This is a genomic window from Streptomyces sp. ERV7, assembly GCF_001653515.1.
Taxonomy (GTDB): Bacteria; Actinomycetota; Actinomycetes; order Streptomycetales; family Streptomycetaceae; genus Streptomyces.
The window spans coordinates 31285-47240 of record NZ_LYOY01000040.1 but is presented as its reverse complement, the minus strand read 5'-3'; the positions used below and the strand labels follow the sequence as shown (position 1 = coordinate 47240).

Sequence of the window (15956 nt, the reverse complement as noted above, 5' to 3'; positions counted from 1 at the left end):
CCTCAGCCACAGAGAGGGGTGGGGCACGGAGGCGTGCGGCCTCGAACATGCGCGCGTCACGGGATAGCCTCCGCCCATGCCCAATGGTCAGTGGTACCCGCCGGAATGGCCCGACCGCATCCGCGCCCTAGCCCACGGCACCCTCACCCCGGTGGCGCCCCGGCGAGCCGCGACCGTCATGCTGCTCCGCGCCGGGGACGAGCCCGGCGGGCTGGATGTGCACATGCTGCGCCGCCGCACCTCCATGGCCTTCGCCGGCGGCGCCTACGCCTACCCGGGCGGCGGCGTCGACCCGAGGGACGACGCCCGCCGCATCGGCTGGGCCGGGCCAACCCGCGAGACCTGGGCGGCCCGCCTCGGCGTGGACGCGGACGACGCCCAGGCCATCGTCTGCGCCGCCGTCCGCGAGACGTACGAGGAGGCCGGAGTCCTCCTCGCCGGCCCCGACGCCGACAGCGTCGTGGGCGACACCACCGGTGACGACTGGGAGGCCGACCGCCACGCCCTCGTCACCCGCGACCTCTCCTTCGCCGAGTTCCTCGACCGCCGCGGTCTGGTCCTGCGCTCGGACCTGCTCGGCGCGTGGGCCCGCTGGATCACTCCCGAGTTCGAGCCGAAGCGGTACGACACCTGGTTCTTCGTCGCCGCGCTCCCCGAGGGCCAGCGCACCCGCAACGCCTCCACCGAGGCCGACCGGACCGTGTGGATCCGGCCCGCCGAGGCCACCGCCGGGTACGACTCGGGCGAGCTGCTGATGATGCCCCCGACCGTCTCGACCCTGCGCGCCCTGCTCCCGTACGCCACCCCCGCCGACGTGCTCACCGCCGCGGCGGCCCGCGACCTCACGCCCGTGCTGGCCCGGGCGAGTCTCGGCGACGACGGTGAGATCGTGCTGAGCTGGCCCGGGCACGACGAGTTCACCAAGCGCGTACGTACCGCCGGAGGCACTCCGTGACCGCTCCCGCCAGCACGCCCCCGCTTCCCATGGAAGGTGCCCCCGCGTGACCGAAGCCGCAGCCCTCCCCGGCCAGCCCCGTGGCGAGGTGCTCTCCGGCCCCGCCACGACCCGTACCGTCAACGTCCTCGCGCCCAACCCCTCCGCGATGACCCTCGACGGCACCAACACCTGGATCGTCGCCGAGCCCGACTCCGACCTCGCCGTCGTCATCGACCCCGGCCCGCTCGACGACGCCCATCTGCGGAACGTGGTCGCCACCGCCGAGCGGATGGGCAAGCGGGTCGCCCTCACCCTGCTCACCCACGGCCATCCCGACCACGCCGAGGGCGCGGCGCGCTTCGCGGAGCTGACGCGTACGCACGTACGCGCCCTGGATCCGGCGTTGCGCCTCGGCGACGAGGGGCTCGGCGCCGGTGACGTGATCACCACCGGCGGACTGGAGATGTGGGTGGTGCCCACCCCCGGCCACACCGCCGACTCCCTCTGCTTCCATCTCCCCGCGGACCGGGCCGTGTTGACGGGGGACACGGTCCTCGGGCGCGGCACCACCGTCGTGGCCCACCCCGACGGCCGCCTCGGCGACTACCTCGACTCGCTGCGACGGCTGCGCTCGCTGGCGGTCGACGACGGCGTCCACACCGTGCTGCCCGGGCACGGTCCGGTCCTGGACGACGCGCAGGGCGCCATCGAGTTCTACCTCGCCCACCGCGCCCACCGGCTGGCCCAGGTGGAGACGGCCGTGGAGAACGGCCACACCACGGCGGCGGACGTGGTGGCCCGTGTCTACGCGGACGTCGACCGCTCGCTGTGGCCGGCGGCCGAACTCTCCGTACGCGCGCAGCTGGAGTATCTGAGCGAGCACGGGCTGATCTGACCGGATAGCCCGTCACTTGTCTTCTGCCACGGTGCACTTGTCGAGGAGCGGCGTGTCTGTCACGTATCCACAGACTAGGACCGACCACTGACAACGGGGCCCGCCTCCCGAGGGAGGCGGGCCCCGTCACATACGAACGTGCAGGTGAACGGCCGTGTCAGCGCGACCGCTTGGCCAGCCGCTCCACATCCAGCAGGATCACCGCACGGGCCTCCAGCCGCAGCCAGCCGCGCTGCGCGAAGTCCGCGAGGGCCTTGTTCACCGTCTCGCGGGACGCGCCGACCAGCTGGGCCAGCTCTTCCTGCGTCAGGTCGTGCACGACGTGGATGCCCTCCTCCGACTGCACGCCGAAGCGGCGCGACAGGTCGAGGAGCGCGCGGGCGACGCGGCCCGGGACGTCCGAGAAGACCAGGTCGGACATCTGGTCGTTGGTCTTGCGCAGTCGGCGGGCGACGGCGCGCAGCAGCGCCGTGGCCACCTCGGGCCGGGCGTTCAGCCACGGCTGGAGGTCGCCGTGGCCCAGGCCCAGCAGCTTGACCTCGGTGAGCGCGGTCGCCGTGGCGGTACGCGGGCCCGGGTCGAAGAGGGACAGCTCGCCGATGAGCTCGCCGGGGCCGAGGACCGCCAGCATGTTCTCGCGGCCGTCGGGGGAAGTGCGGTGGAGCTTGACCTTGCCCTCGGTGACCACGTAGAGGCGGTCGCCGGGGTCGCCCTCGTGGAAGAGGGCGTCGCCGCGGGCGAGCGTCACCTCACTCATCGAGGCGCGGAGCTCCGCGGCCTGCTCATCATCGAGCGCCGCGAAGAGCGGGGCGCGCCGCAGAACGTCGTCCACGAGTTCTCTCCTTGTCGACCGGTACAGGGGACCGTGCTGCCCATTTTGCCGGACGGGGTAAACAGTGCGATCAATCACACGGGTAATCACAAGGATGACGCACCCGAACGCCGGACCGTGCGGCAGGGGGCCGATTGGGGTGGTGATTCGCTGTGGCCGGGGCGGATGTCAGTGGGTGGCTTTAGGCTGGCCGGGTGTCCAATTCGCCGGTGAGAGCGCAGGCCAGGGGGGCCGTACGAGTGTCCGCAGGCAATGATTCCGCTGTGGGCGAACAGCCCGCGGCTAAACCGAAAAAAGCCGCGAAAGAATCAAAATCGGCCAATCGGGCCGCATCGGCACCCGAGCCGGCCCCGGGCGCGTCGGCCACCCCGGACGCGCCCGTGAGCGCCCCCGGAAAGGCCGCCGCGAAGAAGGCCGCACCAGGGAAGGCCGCCGCGAAGAAGGCCCCGGCCAAGACCGCGAAGGCCACCGGAACGGCCAGAACCGCCAAGGCCGCCCCCGCCAAGCCCGCCAAGGCCCCCAAACCCGAGTCGCACCTCTCGATGGTCCGCCGCGCCCGGCGGATCAACCGGGAGCTCGCGGACGTGTATCCGTACGCCCATCCGGAGCTCGACTTCCACAACCCCTTCGAGCTGCTGGTCGCGACCGTCCTGTCGGCCCAGACGACCGACCTGCGGGTCAACCAGACCACGCCCGCGCTGTTCGCCGCGTATCCGACCCCGGAGGACCTGGCCTCGGCCGACCCGGAGGCGGTCGAGCAGCTGATCCGGCCGACCGGCTTCTTCCGGGCCAAGACCAAGTCGATCATGGGTCTTGCCGCCGCCCTCCGCGACGACTTCGGAGGCAATGTGCCGGGCCGCCTGGAGGACCTGGTGAAGCTCCCGGGCGTCGGCCGCAAAACGGCGAACGTGGTGCTCGGCAACGCCTTCGGCGTCCCCGGCATCACCGTCGACACGCACTTCGGCCGTCTGGTGCGCCGCTGGAAGTGGACCGACGAGGAGGACCCGGTCAAGGTCGAGGCCGTGGTCGCCGAGATCTTCCCCAAGAGCGAGTGGACGATGCTCTCGCACCGCGTCGTCTTCCACGGCCGCCGCATCTGCCACTCCCGCAAGCCCGCCTGCGGCGCCTGCCCCATCGCCCCGCTCTGCCCGGCGTACGGAGAGGGAGAGACGGACCCGGAGAAGGCGAAGAAGCTCCTGAAGTACGAGAAGGGCGGCTTCCCGGGCCAGCGGCTCTCCCCGCCCCCGGACTACCCGGGGCTCCCGGCCCCGCCGCTGGGGGCAGGCTGACGGATCGCGGATGACCTGACGGAACGAGCGCGACCGGCGCGTACGGAACGAACGCGACCGGCCCGGACGTTGTGACCGGTGGACGACGGGGGTGCCTATGACGCACGCGAGTGACACCAGCAAGGCGAGTGACACCAGCAGGACGTACGAGAGCGGTCCGGGCGGCGTGGCGGCCCCCGGTGGCCGCGGCGGCCCCCAGGGCCTCCACGTGGCTCGACCCCGTCGCGCGCGCGGCCGACCGGATCGAGCCGCTCCAGCTCAGCCGGTTCCTGCCGCCCGAGAGCGGCGCCGGACGCCAGTCCGCCGTGCTGATCCTCTTCGGCGACGGCCCGGCCGGGCCGGAGCTGCTGCTCATGGAGCGCGCCAGCCAGCTGCGCTCGCACGGCGGCCAGCCCTCCTTCCCGGGCGGCGCCCTCGACCCCGAGGACGGCGACCCCCAGACCACCGGCCCGCTGCGCGCCGCCCTGCGCGAGGCCGAGGAGGAGACCGGTCTGGACCCCGAGGGAGTGCAGATCTTCGGCGTGCTCCCCCGGCTCTACATCCCGGTGAGCGGCTTCGTGGTGACCCCCGTCCTCGGCTGGTGGCGCGAGCCGACCGCGGTGCGGGCGGTGGACGCGGCGGAGACCGCCCGGGTCTTCACGGTCCCCGTGGCGGATCTCACGGACCCGGCCAACCGGGCCACCGCCGTCCACCCGCGCGGGCACGCAGGCCCGGCCTTTCTGGTCGAATCCGCCCTCGTGTGGGGCTTCACGGCCGGGGTGATCGACCGGTTGCTGCACTTCGCGGGCTGGGAGCGCCCCTGGGATCGCACCAGGCGGGTCCCGCTCGACTGGCACGCGTGACAGGCTGACCCCGTGAACGTGCTGGACATCCTGTTGCTGGTCGCCGCCGTGTGGTTCGCGATCGTCGGCTACCGCCAGGGCTTCGTCGTCGGCATCCTGTCGGTGATCGGCTTCCTCGGCGGTGGTCTCATCGCCGTGTATCTGCTGCCGGTCATCTGGGACCAGCTGACGGACAAGCGGGAGGTGTCGACCACCGCCGCCATCGTGGCGGTCGTCGTCGTGATCGTCTGCGCCTCCGTGGGCCAGGCCTTCACCACCCATCTGGGCAACAAGCTGCGCCAGCACATCACCTGGTCGCCCGCGCGCGCCCTGGACGCCACGGGCGGCGCCCTGGTCAACGTCGTGGCGATGCTCCTGGTCGCCTGGCTGATCGGCACCGCGCTCTCCCCGCTGGCCGACCCCCAGGACTCCTCCAGCCGGGGCAACGCGCTGGGACGGGCGGTCAACGACTCCCAGATCCTGCGCGGCGTCGACAAGGCGATGCCCAAGCAGGCGTACACCTGGTTCTCGGACTTCTCCTCCATGCTGGCGCAGAACGGGCTGCCGCAGGTCTTCGCCCCGTTCACCAACGAGTCGATCACCAAGGTCCCGCCCCCCGACCAGGCGCTGGCCACCAGCCCCGTCGCGGCCTCCGCCAAGCGCTCGATCGTCAAGGTCACCGGCACCGCCCCCAGCTGCGGCAAGCGCCTGGAGGGCACCGGCTTCGTCTTCGCCGAGCGCCGGGTGATGACCAACGCCCATGTGGTGGGCGGCGTCGAGGACCCGAAGATCCAGATAGGCGGCACGGGAAAGACGTACGACGCGACCGTGGTGCTCTACGACTGGCGCCGCGACATCGCGGTCCTGGACGTGCCCGACCTGAAGGCCCCGGTGCTGCGCTTCTCCGCCCAGGCGGCGCACAGCGGCAGCGGCGCGATCGTCGCGGGCTTCCCCGAGGACCAGCCGTACGACGTGCGCGCCGCGCGCGTCCGCGGCCGGATCACCCCGCCGGGCCCGGACATCTACCACCGGGGCACGGTCACCCGCGAGGTCTACTCGCTGTTCACCACGGTCCGCCCGGGCAACTCAGGCGGCCCCCTCCTGACCCCCGACGGCAAGGTCTACGGAGTGGTCTTCGCCAAGTCCCTCGACGACCCGAACACCGGATACGCGCTGACGGCCGCCGAGATCCGCGAGGACATCCAGCTGGGCCGCACCGCCAACCAGCAGGTCGACAGCCAGCAGTGCGCCCTGTGACCACCGACCCGCCGCCCCGCTGAACCCCGACTCCCCGAAGAGGCCGGAATGCGACTGACGATCCTCGGCGGCGGCGGTTTCCGCGTGCCGCTCGTATACGGCGCCCTGCTGCGCGACCGCGCACCCGGCCGGGTCACCGAGCTCACGCTGTACGACGTGGACGCGGCCCGGCTCGCCGCCATCGCCAAGGTCCTCGCCGACCAGGCACGGGGTGTCCAGGACGCACCGTCCGTCAGAGCGGTGACCGACCTGGACGAGGCGCTGCGCGGCGCCGACTTCGTCTTCTCCGCGATCCGCGTCGGCGGCCTCGCGGGCCGGGCGGCCGACGAGCGCGTCGCGCTGGCCGAGGGCGTCCTGGGCCAGGAGACGGTCGGCGCGGGCGGTATCGCGTACGGACTGCGGACCGTGCCCGTGGCGGACGCGATCGCCCGCCGCGTCAAGGCGCTCGCCCCGGACGCCTGGGTCATCAACTTCACCAACCCGGCCGGCCTCGTCACCGAGGCCATGGCCCGCCATCTGGGCGAACAGGTGATCGGCATCTGCGACTCGCCGGTCGGGCTGGCCCGCCGCGTGGCCCGTACGGTCGGCGCCGACCTCGACGCCGTACGGCTCGACTACGCGGGTCTGAACCATCTGGGCTGGCTGCACGGCCTCTACCAGGGCGAGGAGAACGTGCTGCCGCGCCTGTTGGCGGACGACGCGCTGCTGGCCTCGTTCGAGGAGGGCAGGCTCTTCGGCGCCGACTGGCTGCGCTCGCTGGGCTCGATGCCCAACGAGTACCTGTACTACTACTACTTCAACCGCGAGGCCGTGGCCGCGTACCGGCAGGCGGAACGCACCCGTGGCGCCTTCCTCCTGGACCAGCAGGCGCGCTTCTACGCGACCGTGACCGGCGGTGAGCAGGCGTGGGACGCCTGGGACCGCACCCGGGCCGAGCGCGAGGTGACGTACATGTCCGAGAACCGGGAGGTCTCGGGCGCGGGCGAGCGCGCCGCGGACGACCTGGAGTCGGGCGGGTACGAGAACGTCGCCCTCGCGCTGATGCGGGCCATCGCGCGCGACGAACCGGCGACGCTGATCCTCAACGTCCCCAACGGCTCCTCGCTGCACGCCCTCGACGCCGAGGCGGTCGTCGAGATCCCGTGCCGCGTCGACGCCTCAGGACCGCGCCCACTGCCCGTGACCCAGCTGACGGGCCATGAGGCGGGCCTGGTCAGCGCGGTGAAGGCGGTCGAGCGGTGTGTCCTGGAGGCCGCCGAGTCAGGCTCGGCGCGGGCGGCTGTGAAGGCCTTCGCCCTGCACCCGCTGATCGACTCCGTCCAGGTCGCCCGGCGGCTCCTGGACGGCTATCGGGACGCCCACCCGGGTCTCGCCTATCTGCGCCCGTAATCGCGTACGTAGGTCGCGCATGCGTGGCTCGTACTACGTACGCGAATGGCGCAGCCGGGCCGAGACCCAGCGGGCCCGGCGGCGGAGGATACGCGGAATACCGAGTTGGGGATCATGGCCCTGACCTTGCGGGCCGCCCCTCTCGTGCGAAATCGGCGCGGTGGCCGAGCGGCGGTTGCGTGCTGCGTCACCGTAGTCGTGCGTCCAGCCCATACCCCGACGTCTGCCCGGGCCCCAAGGTCGGTAACCGCGTCTCGGGCGGCCAATTGGCCTATGCGCCGGGCATTTGGCTGTTCGTCAGACAAGCGTTCCCGTCCGCTTGCCGGACAGGGGCGCCGGGGCTGCCCGGTCGGACTGCCGGTGGGCTACCGGTCGGGCTCGGGGTCCTTCAGCCAGTTCACCAGCTCCGCCGAGAACGCGGCCGGGTCCTCCTCGTGCGGGAAGTGGCCCAGGCCGTCGAACAGCCGCCAGCGGTAGGGCGCTTCGACGTACTCGCCGGAGCCCGCCGCGCTGCGGGTGCGCATCACGGGGTCGAGCGAGCCGTGCAGATGCAGTGTCGGTACCCGTACCGGCCGCTTCATCCGGCGGTTGAACTGGATGCCGTCGGGCCGGGCCATCGAGCGCACCATCCAGCGGTACGGCTCGATCGAGCAGTGCGCGGTCGACGGGATGGTCATCGCCCGCCGGTAGACCTCCACGGCCTCGTCCTCCGGCGCCACCGGCCCCGACCAGTCCCGTACCAGCCGCCCCACCAGCGCCGCGTCGTCCGCGACGAGCTGACGCTCCGGCAGCCACGGCCGCTGGAAGCCCCAGATGTACGACCCGGCCCGCGACTGCGAGACGTCGGAGAGCATCGCGGAGCGCCAGCGCCGGGGGTGCGGCATCGAGGAGACGACCAGCCGGCGCACCAGCTTGGGCCGCATCACGGCCGCCGTCCACGCCAGATACCCGCCCAGGTCGTGGCCGACGAGCGCCGCGTCGGGCTCGCCGAGCGACCGTACGACGCCGGTGATGTCCAGCGCGAGGTTGGCCGGATCGTAGCCCCGGGGCGTGCGGTCGCTGCCGCCGACGCCCCGCAGGTCCATCGCGACCGCCCGGAAACCGGCGTCGGCGAGCGCGGTCAGCTGGTGCCGCCACGTCCACCAGAACTGGGGAAAGCCGTGAAGCAGCAACACCAGCGGACCGTCACCCAGCTCCGCGATGTGGAAGCGCGCACCATTGGCCGCTACGTCCCTGTGTGTCCAGGGACCATCGATGCGGACAGGGCTGCCATTGCCGCCCGGGCTGCCCGTGGCGCCGGTACCGGTATCAGGTGCGGTCATGCAGACGAGCGTGCCACAGCCGGGGCCTGCTCCGTGACCGGGCGGGGATGCGGCTTGACGCCCCCGAGCACGGCCGCGGTCTGCTTGGCCGAGGCGATGGACTTCTCCGGCGGCTTGACCTTCTTGAACTTGGCCACGGACAGCAGCGCGAGCAGGGCCGCGAGCAGCAGGAACGCTCCGCCGACGATCAGGAACGACCAGGCGAGGCCCAGTCCCAGGTTGTGGATCCCGTACGCCGCCGCGAAACTCAGCACCGGCAGCGAGAACAGGACGAGCACTCCCGCCGTACTGATGGCGAGGCCACCGATCGCCCCGCGCTTGACGTCCTGGCGCAGCTCCGCCTTGGCGAGCGCGATCTCGTCGTGCACCAGCGCGGACATCTCGGCGGTCGCCGAGGCGACCAGCTGGCCGAGGCTGCGGTCGGCGCCGACGGCGGTGTTGCTGGGGTCGCTCATTCGCTGACTCCCTCTTCTCTTCTCCGGTCCCGTCATCTCCCGGCCCAGATGTCCTTCTCCGGCCCAGATGTCAGATCATGCCGGACGGTCGGCCTCGTCGCTCCCCGCCCCCGCCAGTTGCGCGAGGCGGCGGTGCTCGGCCGCCTTCCCCTCGTAGATGGCGGCCATGCGCAGGTGGTAGGCCGGATTGTGCTGTTCGTACACATCCGGGATGCCGTCCTGGTCCTCGTCGCGCTCCTCCTCGTCGACGAGCGCCCGGTAGCGGCGGACCCGCAGCTTCAGCAGGACGGTGGCGAACACGGCGGCGATCAGCGAGCCCATCAGCACGGCCGCCTTGATCTCGTCCGCCAGCGCGCCCTCGCCGTCGAAGGCCAGCTCGCCGATGAGCAGCGAGACGGTGAAGCCGATCCCGGCGAGCGCGGCCACGGCGAAGACGTCCGGCCAGGCGAGGTCCTCGTTGAGCTCGGCCCTGGTGAACCGCGCGGCGCACCACGTACCCCCGAAGATGCCCACCGCCTTGCCGACCACGAGGCCGAGCACCACGCCGAGCGTCTCGGGCCGGGTGAAGACGTCCGCCAGCGCGCCGCCGGTGACGCCGACCCCGGCCGACATCAGCGCGAAGAGCGGCACGGCGAGCCCCGCGGAGAGCGGCCGCACCAGGTGCTCGATGTGCTCGCCGGGGGAGTGCTCCTCGTCCTCGTGGCGGGTGCAGCGCAGCATCAGGCCCATGGAGACGCCCGCGATGGTGGCGTGGACGCCGCTGTTGTACATCAGCCCCCAGATGACCAGCGCGAGCGGTACGTACACGTACCAGCCGCGTACGCCCTTGCGCAGCAGGACCCAGAAGACGACGAGGCCGACGACCGAGCCGCCGAGCGCGACGAAGTCGATCTCCTTGGTGAAGAACACGGCGATGATGAGGATCGCGAAGAGGTCGTCGACGACGGCGAGCGTGAGCAGGAAGGCGCGCAGGGCGCTGGGCAGCGAGGTTCCGATGACCGCGAGGACGGCGAGCGCGAAGGCGATGTCGGTGGCCGTCGGCACGGCCCAGCCGTCCATCGCACCGCCGCCGACGGTGTTGACCAGCGCGTATACGAGTGCGGGTACGGCCATGCCGCAGATCGCGGCGATCACGGGCAGCGCGGCGGCCTTGGGGTCGCGCAGCTCACCGGCGACCAGCTCGCGCTTGAGCTCGATACCGGCGACGAAGAAGAAGACCGCGAGGAGGCCGTCGGCGGCCCAGTGCTGAAGCGAGAGATCGAGCCCGAGGGCTTCGATGCCGACATGGAACCCGCGCACGTCGGCGTAGCTGCCACCGAGTGTGTTGGCCCAGATCAGCGCCACGATCGCGGCGATGAGCAGCAGCACGCCACCCACGGTCTCGGCGCGGAGCGCGTCCGCGACGAAGTTCCGCTCGGGCAAGGAGAGCCGCCCGAGAAACTTCCGGCTGCTGCTGTCCTGACGGTCTACTGGCGCGGCCACGGGGGGACCTCCGGTCGGTTCGGCGGGCATGACAAAGCACGTTGCCGACCAGACTTCCCGGCGCACCTGGGTCCTTCTTGTCGCGCCATTGACGCGATCCTTACTTTACCTAAGTCTTTACCCGGGTGCGGGGCGCTCCGCTGTGGAGGGCGGGTCCTTGGCTGCGGGCCGGTGGTGGGTTGCTCGCGCAGTTCCCCGCGAAGCCCTCCGGGTGTGCGGGATTCGTCTGCGGGTCGGTGGGTGGTTGCTCGCGCGGTTCCCCGCGCCCCTCAGGTATCTCCGGCCCCGGGTACTTCCAGCCCTCGGGCGGCAGCGATTCAGCCCCTACGGCGGCGCATCCAGCCCCCTTTGGCTGCACATTCAGCCCCTGCGGCGGGAAATTCAGCCTCTCGGGCGCGTGAGGAGCGGGGTCCGGGGCGGAGCCCCGTTCCTTTCAGGGGCGCGGGGAACTGCGCGAGCAACCCAGCACGGTCCGCAGGTGAAGACGGAGCGGGGTGCAGGGGCCGCAGGCCCCGCAAAGGGAGGTCCGGGGCCGCAGGCCCGCAAAGGGGTGCAGGGGCGTAGCCCCGCCAGGGGTGCAGGGGGCGGAATGTGCAGCCAAAGGGGGCTGGATCCGGAGGGTTAAGGGAACGGGCGGGGTGGGGGGCAAAACGCCGGAAGCCCGGCCGCGCGCACCGCGCAGCCGGGCCCCGACAAAACCACCCCGCGCTCAGTCCTCGCCGGCACCCGGCAGCTTCGTCTGGATCAGATCCATCACCGACGAGTCCGTCAGCGTCGTGACATCCCCCAGCTCCCGGTTCTCGGCAACATCCCGCAGCAACCGCCGCATGATCTTCCCCGACCGCGTCTTCGGCAGCTCCGCCACCGGCAGCACCCGCTTCGGCTTGGCGATCGGCCCCAGCGTGGTGCCGACGTGCGCCCGCAGCTCCTCCACGAGCCCGTCCGACTCCGCCGCCGAACCCCGCAGGATCACGAACGCCACGATCGCCTGCCCGGTCGTCTCGTCGGCCGCGCCGACGACCGCAGCCTCGGCGACCGACGGGTGCGAGACGAGCGCCGACTCGACCTCGGTCGTCGAGATGTTGTGCCCGGACACGAGCATCACGTCATCGACCCGGCCGAGCAGCCAGATGTCCCCGTCCTCGTCCTTCTTCGCCCCGTCCCCGGCGAAGTACTTCCCCTCGAACCGCGACCAGTACGTGTCGATGAACCGCTGGTCGTCGCCCCAGATCGTGCGCAGCATCGACGGCCACGGCTCGGTGAGGACCAGATAGCCGCCGCCCCCGTTCGCCACCTCGTGCGCCTCGTCGTCCACGACGGTCGCCGAGATGCCGGGCAGCGCGCGCTGAGCGGACCCGGGCTTCGTCTCCGTCACCCCCGGCAGCGGCGAGATCATCATCGCCCCGGTCTCCGTCTGCCACCACGTGTCCACGATCGGGCACTTGTCCGCCCCGATGTGCTTGCGGTACCAGATCCACGCCTCGGGGTTGATGGGCTCGCCCACCGACCCCAGCACCCGCAGCGACGACAGGTCGAACTTCGCGGGGATGTCGTCGCCCCACTTCATGAACGTCCGGATCGCGGTGGGCGCCGTGTAGAGGATCGTCACCCCGTACTTCTGGACGATCTCCCAGAACCGCCCCTGGTGCGGGGTGTCCGGCGTGCCCTCGTACATGACCTGCGTCGCGCCGTTGGCCAGCGGCCCGTACACGATGTACGAGTGGCCGGTCACCCAGCCGATGTCGGCGGTGCACCAGTACACATCGGTCTCGGGCTTGAGGTCGAAGACCGCGTGGTGGGTGTACGCGGCCTGCGTCAGATACCCGCCGGACGTGTGCAGGATGCCCTTCGGCTTACCCGTCGTCCCGGACGTGTACAGGATGAACAGCGGGTGCTCGGCGTCGAACGCCTGCGGGGTGTGCTCGGCCGACTGGCGCCCGACGATGTCGTCCCACCAGACGTCCCGGCCCTCGGTGAAGGCCGTCTCCTGGCCGGTACGCCGTACCACCAGGACGTGCTCGACCTGCGGGCACTTCGCCACGGCCTCGTCGATCGCGGGCTTGAGCGCGGACGGCTTGCCGCGCCGGTACCCGCCGTCCGCCGTGATGACCAGCTTGGCGTCGGCGTCCTGGATACGGGAGGCGACGGCGTCGGCCGAGAAGCCGCCGAACACCACCGAGTGCGCCGCGCCGATACGGGCGCAGGCGAGCATCGCCACGGCCGCCTCGGGGATCATCGGCATGTACACCGCGACCCGGTCGCCGGCCCGCACACCCAGCTCCGTAAGGGCGTTGGCGGCCCGGGAGACCTCGTCCTTCAGCTCCGCGTAGGTGATCGCGCGGCTGTCGCCGGGCTCACCCTCGAAGTGGATGGCGACCCGGTCGCCGTTCCCGGCCTCGACGTGCCGGTCGACGCAGTTGTACGCCACGTTGAGCTGCCCGTCGGCGAACCACTTCGCGAACGGCGGGTTCGACCAGTCGAGCGTCTCGGTCGGCTCCGTGGCCCAGGTCAGGCGCCGGGCCTGCTCGGCCCAGAAGCCCAGCCTGTCCGCCTTGGCCTGCTCGTACGCCTCTGCCGTCACGTTGGCGTCAGCGGCCAGCTCGGCAGGAGGAGCGAACCGGCGCTCCTCCTTCAAGAGGTTGGCCAGGCTTTCGTTGCTCACGACATCTCCCTTTCCCAGGGCGTCCTATGTGCCTATGTGTCCCGGGCCATAGCTCATCAGTCCAATCGCCGGGTGACAAGAGTCTCCCGAAAATTGGTTTAGACCTATAAGGGATCCGGGTCATCGGCGTGTCATCAGACGGTCTCACGGACAAGGTCCGCCCCGGGTTCAGGCATGCGCGGAACGCGCGGCTCCGCACCCTGTGAGATGCAGGCCGGGTGGGGGCCGGGTGCGGGTCAGGTGCAGGATGCCTCAAGGGTCGTCGGACCCACCCCCTCGAACACCTCCTCGCAGTCGTCGGACGCCAGCAAGTACGCCTGGGCCTCGGCCACATGGAAGTACATGCCGTGCAGGGCCAGCGTGCCCTCGGCCAGCCGCCGCGCCACCGACTCGTGGCGCCGCAGATGGTCCAGCTGCTGCACCACATTGGTGAGGCAGAGCTGCTCGACGGCGTCGGCCGGCAGCCGCCCGGCGATCCGCGCCCAGGAGTGCTTGCGGCTCGCCATCCGCTCCAGGCTCGGCGTCCCGTGCCGCAGCCACCGCCGCAGCGGCGTCTGCGGGGCGTCCGGCTTGCTGTTCAGCAGCGCCTGCATCGCCCCGCAGCCGGAGTGGCCGCAGACCGTGATGGACTCGACCCGCAGCACCTCCACCGCGTACTCGATCGCCGCCGCCACCGAGTCGTCACCGCTCTCCGCGCCGGGCAGGGGCACGAGGTTGCCCACATTGCGCACGGTGAACAGATCGCCCGGACCGCTCGACGTGATCATGCTGGTGACCAGCCGGGAGTCCGCGCAGGTGAGGAAGAGCTGGGACGGCTGCTGCCCCTCGCGCGCGAGGCGCGCCAGCTCGTCCCGCACCAGCGGCGCGGTGTTGCGCTGGAACGAGCTCAGCCCGCTGGCCAGTTGGTGCCCGTGCCGCCTCGGCGCCGGCGCCTTGTCGTGGCAGTGGTGGTTGCGCCAGGGCGTCCAGGGCCGGCAGCAGTTCTGCGAACTGGAGGCGGGCTCGGCGATCCGCCCGCCGGACCGGCCGGTGATCCGCACCTCGCCACCGCGCGCGGTGTGCGTGTCCTGCCAGCCGTGCAGCGCCTCGTACGCCGCGTGGTCCATAAACGAGCCGTCCAACTCCACGACGGCGCGCGCCCCTTGGGGTACGTGGTTCAGGGCCCGGGTCAGCCGGGGCACGGCGAGGAACGTCAACTGCCCGCGCGCCCGCACCAGATACGACAGGTCGTCCTGGCGCTGCACCGTGATCCGGGTGCGCGCGACCCGGCGCAGCGCGACCGCGACGGCCACGGCGATCCCGATGACCACGCCCTGGAGCACCCCGAACAGGAGCACCCCGGCGACCGTCGCCACGTACACCAGGAACTCGCGGTGCCTGTGGACGTTGCGGATGTGGGCGAAGGACACCATCTGGATGCCGACCATCATCACCAGCGCGGCCAGCGCCGCCAGCGGGATCCACTCCAGGACGGCCACGAGCAGCCCGGCGGCGAGCAGCACCCACACCCCGTGCAGCACGGTGGAGGCGCGGCCGGTCGCCCCGGCCCGCACATTGGCGCTGCCGCGCACCGCGCCGCCGGAGACCGGCATTCCGCCGAGCAGCCCGGAGACGGCGTTGGCGATGCCCTGTCCGCGCAACTCCCGGTCGAGGTCGGCCCGGGCGGGCGTGCCGGCCCCCGGCCGCTCGGCGGCCAGCTTGCCCACCGCGACGGCGGAGAGCAGTGACTCCAGGCTGGCGACCAGCGTCACCGTGAGCACGGCGGCGACCAGCCCGGCCACCGGTCCGTGCGGCAGCTCGGGCAGGACGTGCGCGTCCCAGGAGGGCAGGTCGACCCGGGCGATGCCGGGCGCGGCCACGGCGGCCACGGCGGTGGCGATGACCACACAGGCGAGCGCGGCCGGGATGCGGCGCAGCGCCTTGCCGACGCGGCCGGGGAGGCGGGGCCACGTCAGGAGCACGGCGATGGTGAGCGCCCCGACGAGGGGTGCGGCGGGCCCCACCTTGGCCAACTGGTCCGGGAGCGCCTGGGCGTTGTCGACGGCCGAGCTCTGGGGGGAGCCGCCCAGGACGATGTGGAGCTGGGCGAGGGCGATGGCGGCGCCGATGCCGGCGAGGGTGCCGTGGACGATGGCGGGGCTCACGGCGAGCGCGGAGCGCGCGGTCTTCAGCGAGCCGAGCGCGATCTGGAGCAGACCCGCGAGCACGGTGATGGCGCAGGTGGTGCGCCAGCCGTAGCTCTGGATCAACTCGGCCGACACCACCGTGAGTCCGGCGGAGGGGCCGCTGACAAGGAGCGGTGAGCCGCCGAGCAGCCCGGCGACGATGCCGCCGACTCCGGCGGCGATGAGGCCGGCTTCCAGCGGGGCGTCGATGGCGACGGCGAGGCCGAGCGACATCGGGACGGCGAGCAGGAAGACGGTGACGGATGCGGACAGATCGGCTCCGGCGATCCGGAAGCGGCGGCCTCCCTTCCTGGGCGGCGGGGCGTGCGGATGCTGCTGACTGTCGGGGTGAGTGAGGGGCTGGGTGCGGGTGGGGACGCAGGCAGACATGTTTCCCGTCTCCTCCGGGGCAGCGCGGTCGCGGATGTGGGGTCGCGGCCGTGGGTCACG

The 15956-nt window shown here is 72.0% G+C and carries 13 protein-coding genes; 6 read left to right on the top strand and 7 right to left on the bottom strand.

Annotated features, from left to right (window positions below):
- Window positions 1-76: 76 nt before the first annotated feature.
- Both A8W25_RS14715 and A8W25_RS14710 read left to right on the top strand, forming a co-directional pair.
- Window positions 77-955, top strand: coding sequence for an NUDIX hydrolase (locus tag A8W25_RS14715; RefSeq protein ID WP_067161519.1), 879 nt, complete (start codon window positions 77-79; stop codon window positions 953-955).
- A gap of 46 nt (window positions 956-1001) precedes the next feature.
- Window positions 1002-1832, top strand: a complete 831-nt coding sequence (locus tag A8W25_RS14710; protein WP_067161516.1) for an MBL fold metallo-hydrolase — start codon at window positions 1002-1004, stop codon at window positions 1830-1832.
- A 157-nt stretch (window positions 1833-1989) separates the two neighbouring features.
- Here the strand turns inward: A8W25_RS14710 and A8W25_RS14705 are convergent, their stop codons facing one another.
- Entirely contained in the window at window positions 1990-2664 is a 675-nt protein-coding gene (locus tag A8W25_RS14705) for a Crp/Fnr family transcriptional regulator (protein ID WP_017947815.1), read from the bottom strand.
- Window positions 2665-3044: 380 nt separating this feature from the next.
- Between A8W25_RS14705 and nth the strand changes: the two genes are divergently transcribed.
- The 4 genes from nth (at window position 3045) to A8W25_RS14685 (ending at window position 7420) form a co-directional block, all read left to right on the top strand.
- A complete protein-coding gene (nth, locus tag A8W25_RS14700) occupies window positions 3045-3953 on the top strand; it encodes an endonuclease III (protein WP_067161513.1) in 909 nt (302 codons plus the stop codon).
- A 179-nt stretch (window positions 3954-4132) separates the two neighbouring features.
- The gene (locus tag A8W25_RS14695; protein ID WP_067161510.1) at window positions 4133-4795 is read left to right on the top strand and encodes an NUDIX hydrolase; all 663 of its coding nucleotides are present in this window, start codon (window positions 4133-4135) and stop codon (window positions 4793-4795) included.
- Between the two features lie 12 nt (window positions 4796-4807).
- Window positions 4808-6031, top strand: coding sequence for a MarP family serine protease (locus A8W25_RS14690; RefSeq protein WP_067161507.1), 1224 nt, complete (start codon window positions 4808-4810; stop codon window positions 6029-6031).
- A 48-nt stretch (window positions 6032-6079) separates the two neighbouring features.
- A complete protein-coding gene (locus tag A8W25_RS14685; protein WP_067161504.1) occupies window positions 6080-7420 on the top strand; it encodes a 6-phospho-beta-glucosidase in 1341 nt (446 codons plus the stop codon).
- Window positions 7421-7453: 33 nt separating this feature from the next.
- On the opposite strand, the gene A8W25_RS34875 is transcribed toward A8W25_RS14685, so the two are convergent.
- From A8W25_RS34875 to A8W25_RS14660, 6 genes are all read right to left on the bottom strand, one after another.
- A complete protein-coding gene (locus A8W25_RS34875) occupies window positions 7454-7633 on the bottom strand; it encodes a hypothetical protein (protein ID WP_079126084.1) in 180 nt (59 codons plus the stop codon).
- Between the two features lie 152 nt (window positions 7634-7785).
- Window positions 7786-8742: an alpha/beta fold hydrolase gene (locus A8W25_RS14680; protein ID WP_067161502.1), complete on the bottom strand. Its 957-nt coding sequence runs from the start codon at window positions 8740-8742 to the stop codon at window positions 7786-7788.
- Window positions 8739-9197 carry a phage holin family protein gene (locus A8W25_RS14675; RefSeq protein WP_067161499.1) on the bottom strand — a complete coding sequence of 153 codons (459 nt, stop codon included), beginning with the start codon at window positions 9195-9197 and terminating at the stop codon, window positions 8739-8741. Before A8W25_RS14675 ends, A8W25_RS14680 begins: the two co-directional genes overlap by 4 nt.
- A 75-nt stretch (window positions 9198-9272) precedes the next feature.
- Entirely contained in the window at window positions 9273-10709 is a 1437-nt protein-coding gene (nhaA, locus tag A8W25_RS14670) for a Na+/H+ antiporter NhaA (protein WP_067161496.1), read from the bottom strand.
- 679 nt (window positions 10710-11388) lie between these two features.
- The gene (acs, locus tag A8W25_RS14665; protein WP_067161493.1) at window positions 11389-13341 is read right to left on the bottom strand and encodes an acetate--CoA ligase; all 1953 of its coding nucleotides are present in this window, start codon (window positions 13339-13341) and stop codon (window positions 11389-11391) included.
- A 236-nt stretch (window positions 13342-13577) separates the two neighbouring features.
- Window positions 13578-15896, bottom strand: a complete 2319-nt coding sequence (locus tag A8W25_RS14660) for a bifunctional SulP family inorganic anion transporter/carbonic anhydrase (protein WP_067161490.1) — start codon at window positions 15894-15896, stop codon at window positions 13578-13580.
- Between the last annotated feature and the right edge of the window lie 60 nt (window positions 15897-15956).

Coding starts and splice junctions, on each gene's coding strand:
- A8W25_RS14680 (WP_067161502.1), bottom strand. CDS start 8,742: ATGACCGCACCTGATACCGGTACCGGCGCCACGGGCAGCCCGGGCGGC.
- A8W25_RS14675 (WP_067161499.1), bottom strand. CDS start 9,197: ATGAGCGACCCCAGCAACACCGCCGTCGGCGCCGACCGCAGCCTCGGC.
- A8W25_RS14715 (WP_067161519.1), top strand. CDS start 77: ATGCCCAATGGTCAGTGGTACCCGCCGGAATGGCCCGACCGCATCCGC.
- A8W25_RS14685 (WP_067161504.1), top strand. CDS start 6,080: ATGCGACTGACGATCCTCGGCGGCGGCGGTTTCCGCGTGCCGCTCGTA.
- A8W25_RS14660 (WP_067161490.1), bottom strand. CDS start 15,896: ATGTCTGCCTGCGTCCCCACCCGCACCCAGCCCCTCACTCACCCCGAC.
- nhaA (WP_067161496.1), bottom strand. CDS start 10,709: ATGCCCGCCGAACCGACCGGAGGTCCCCCCGTGGCCGCGCCAGTAGAC.
- A8W25_RS34875 (WP_079126084.1), bottom strand. CDS start 7,633: ATGGGCTGGACGCACGACTACGGTGACGCAGCACGCAACCGCCGCTCG.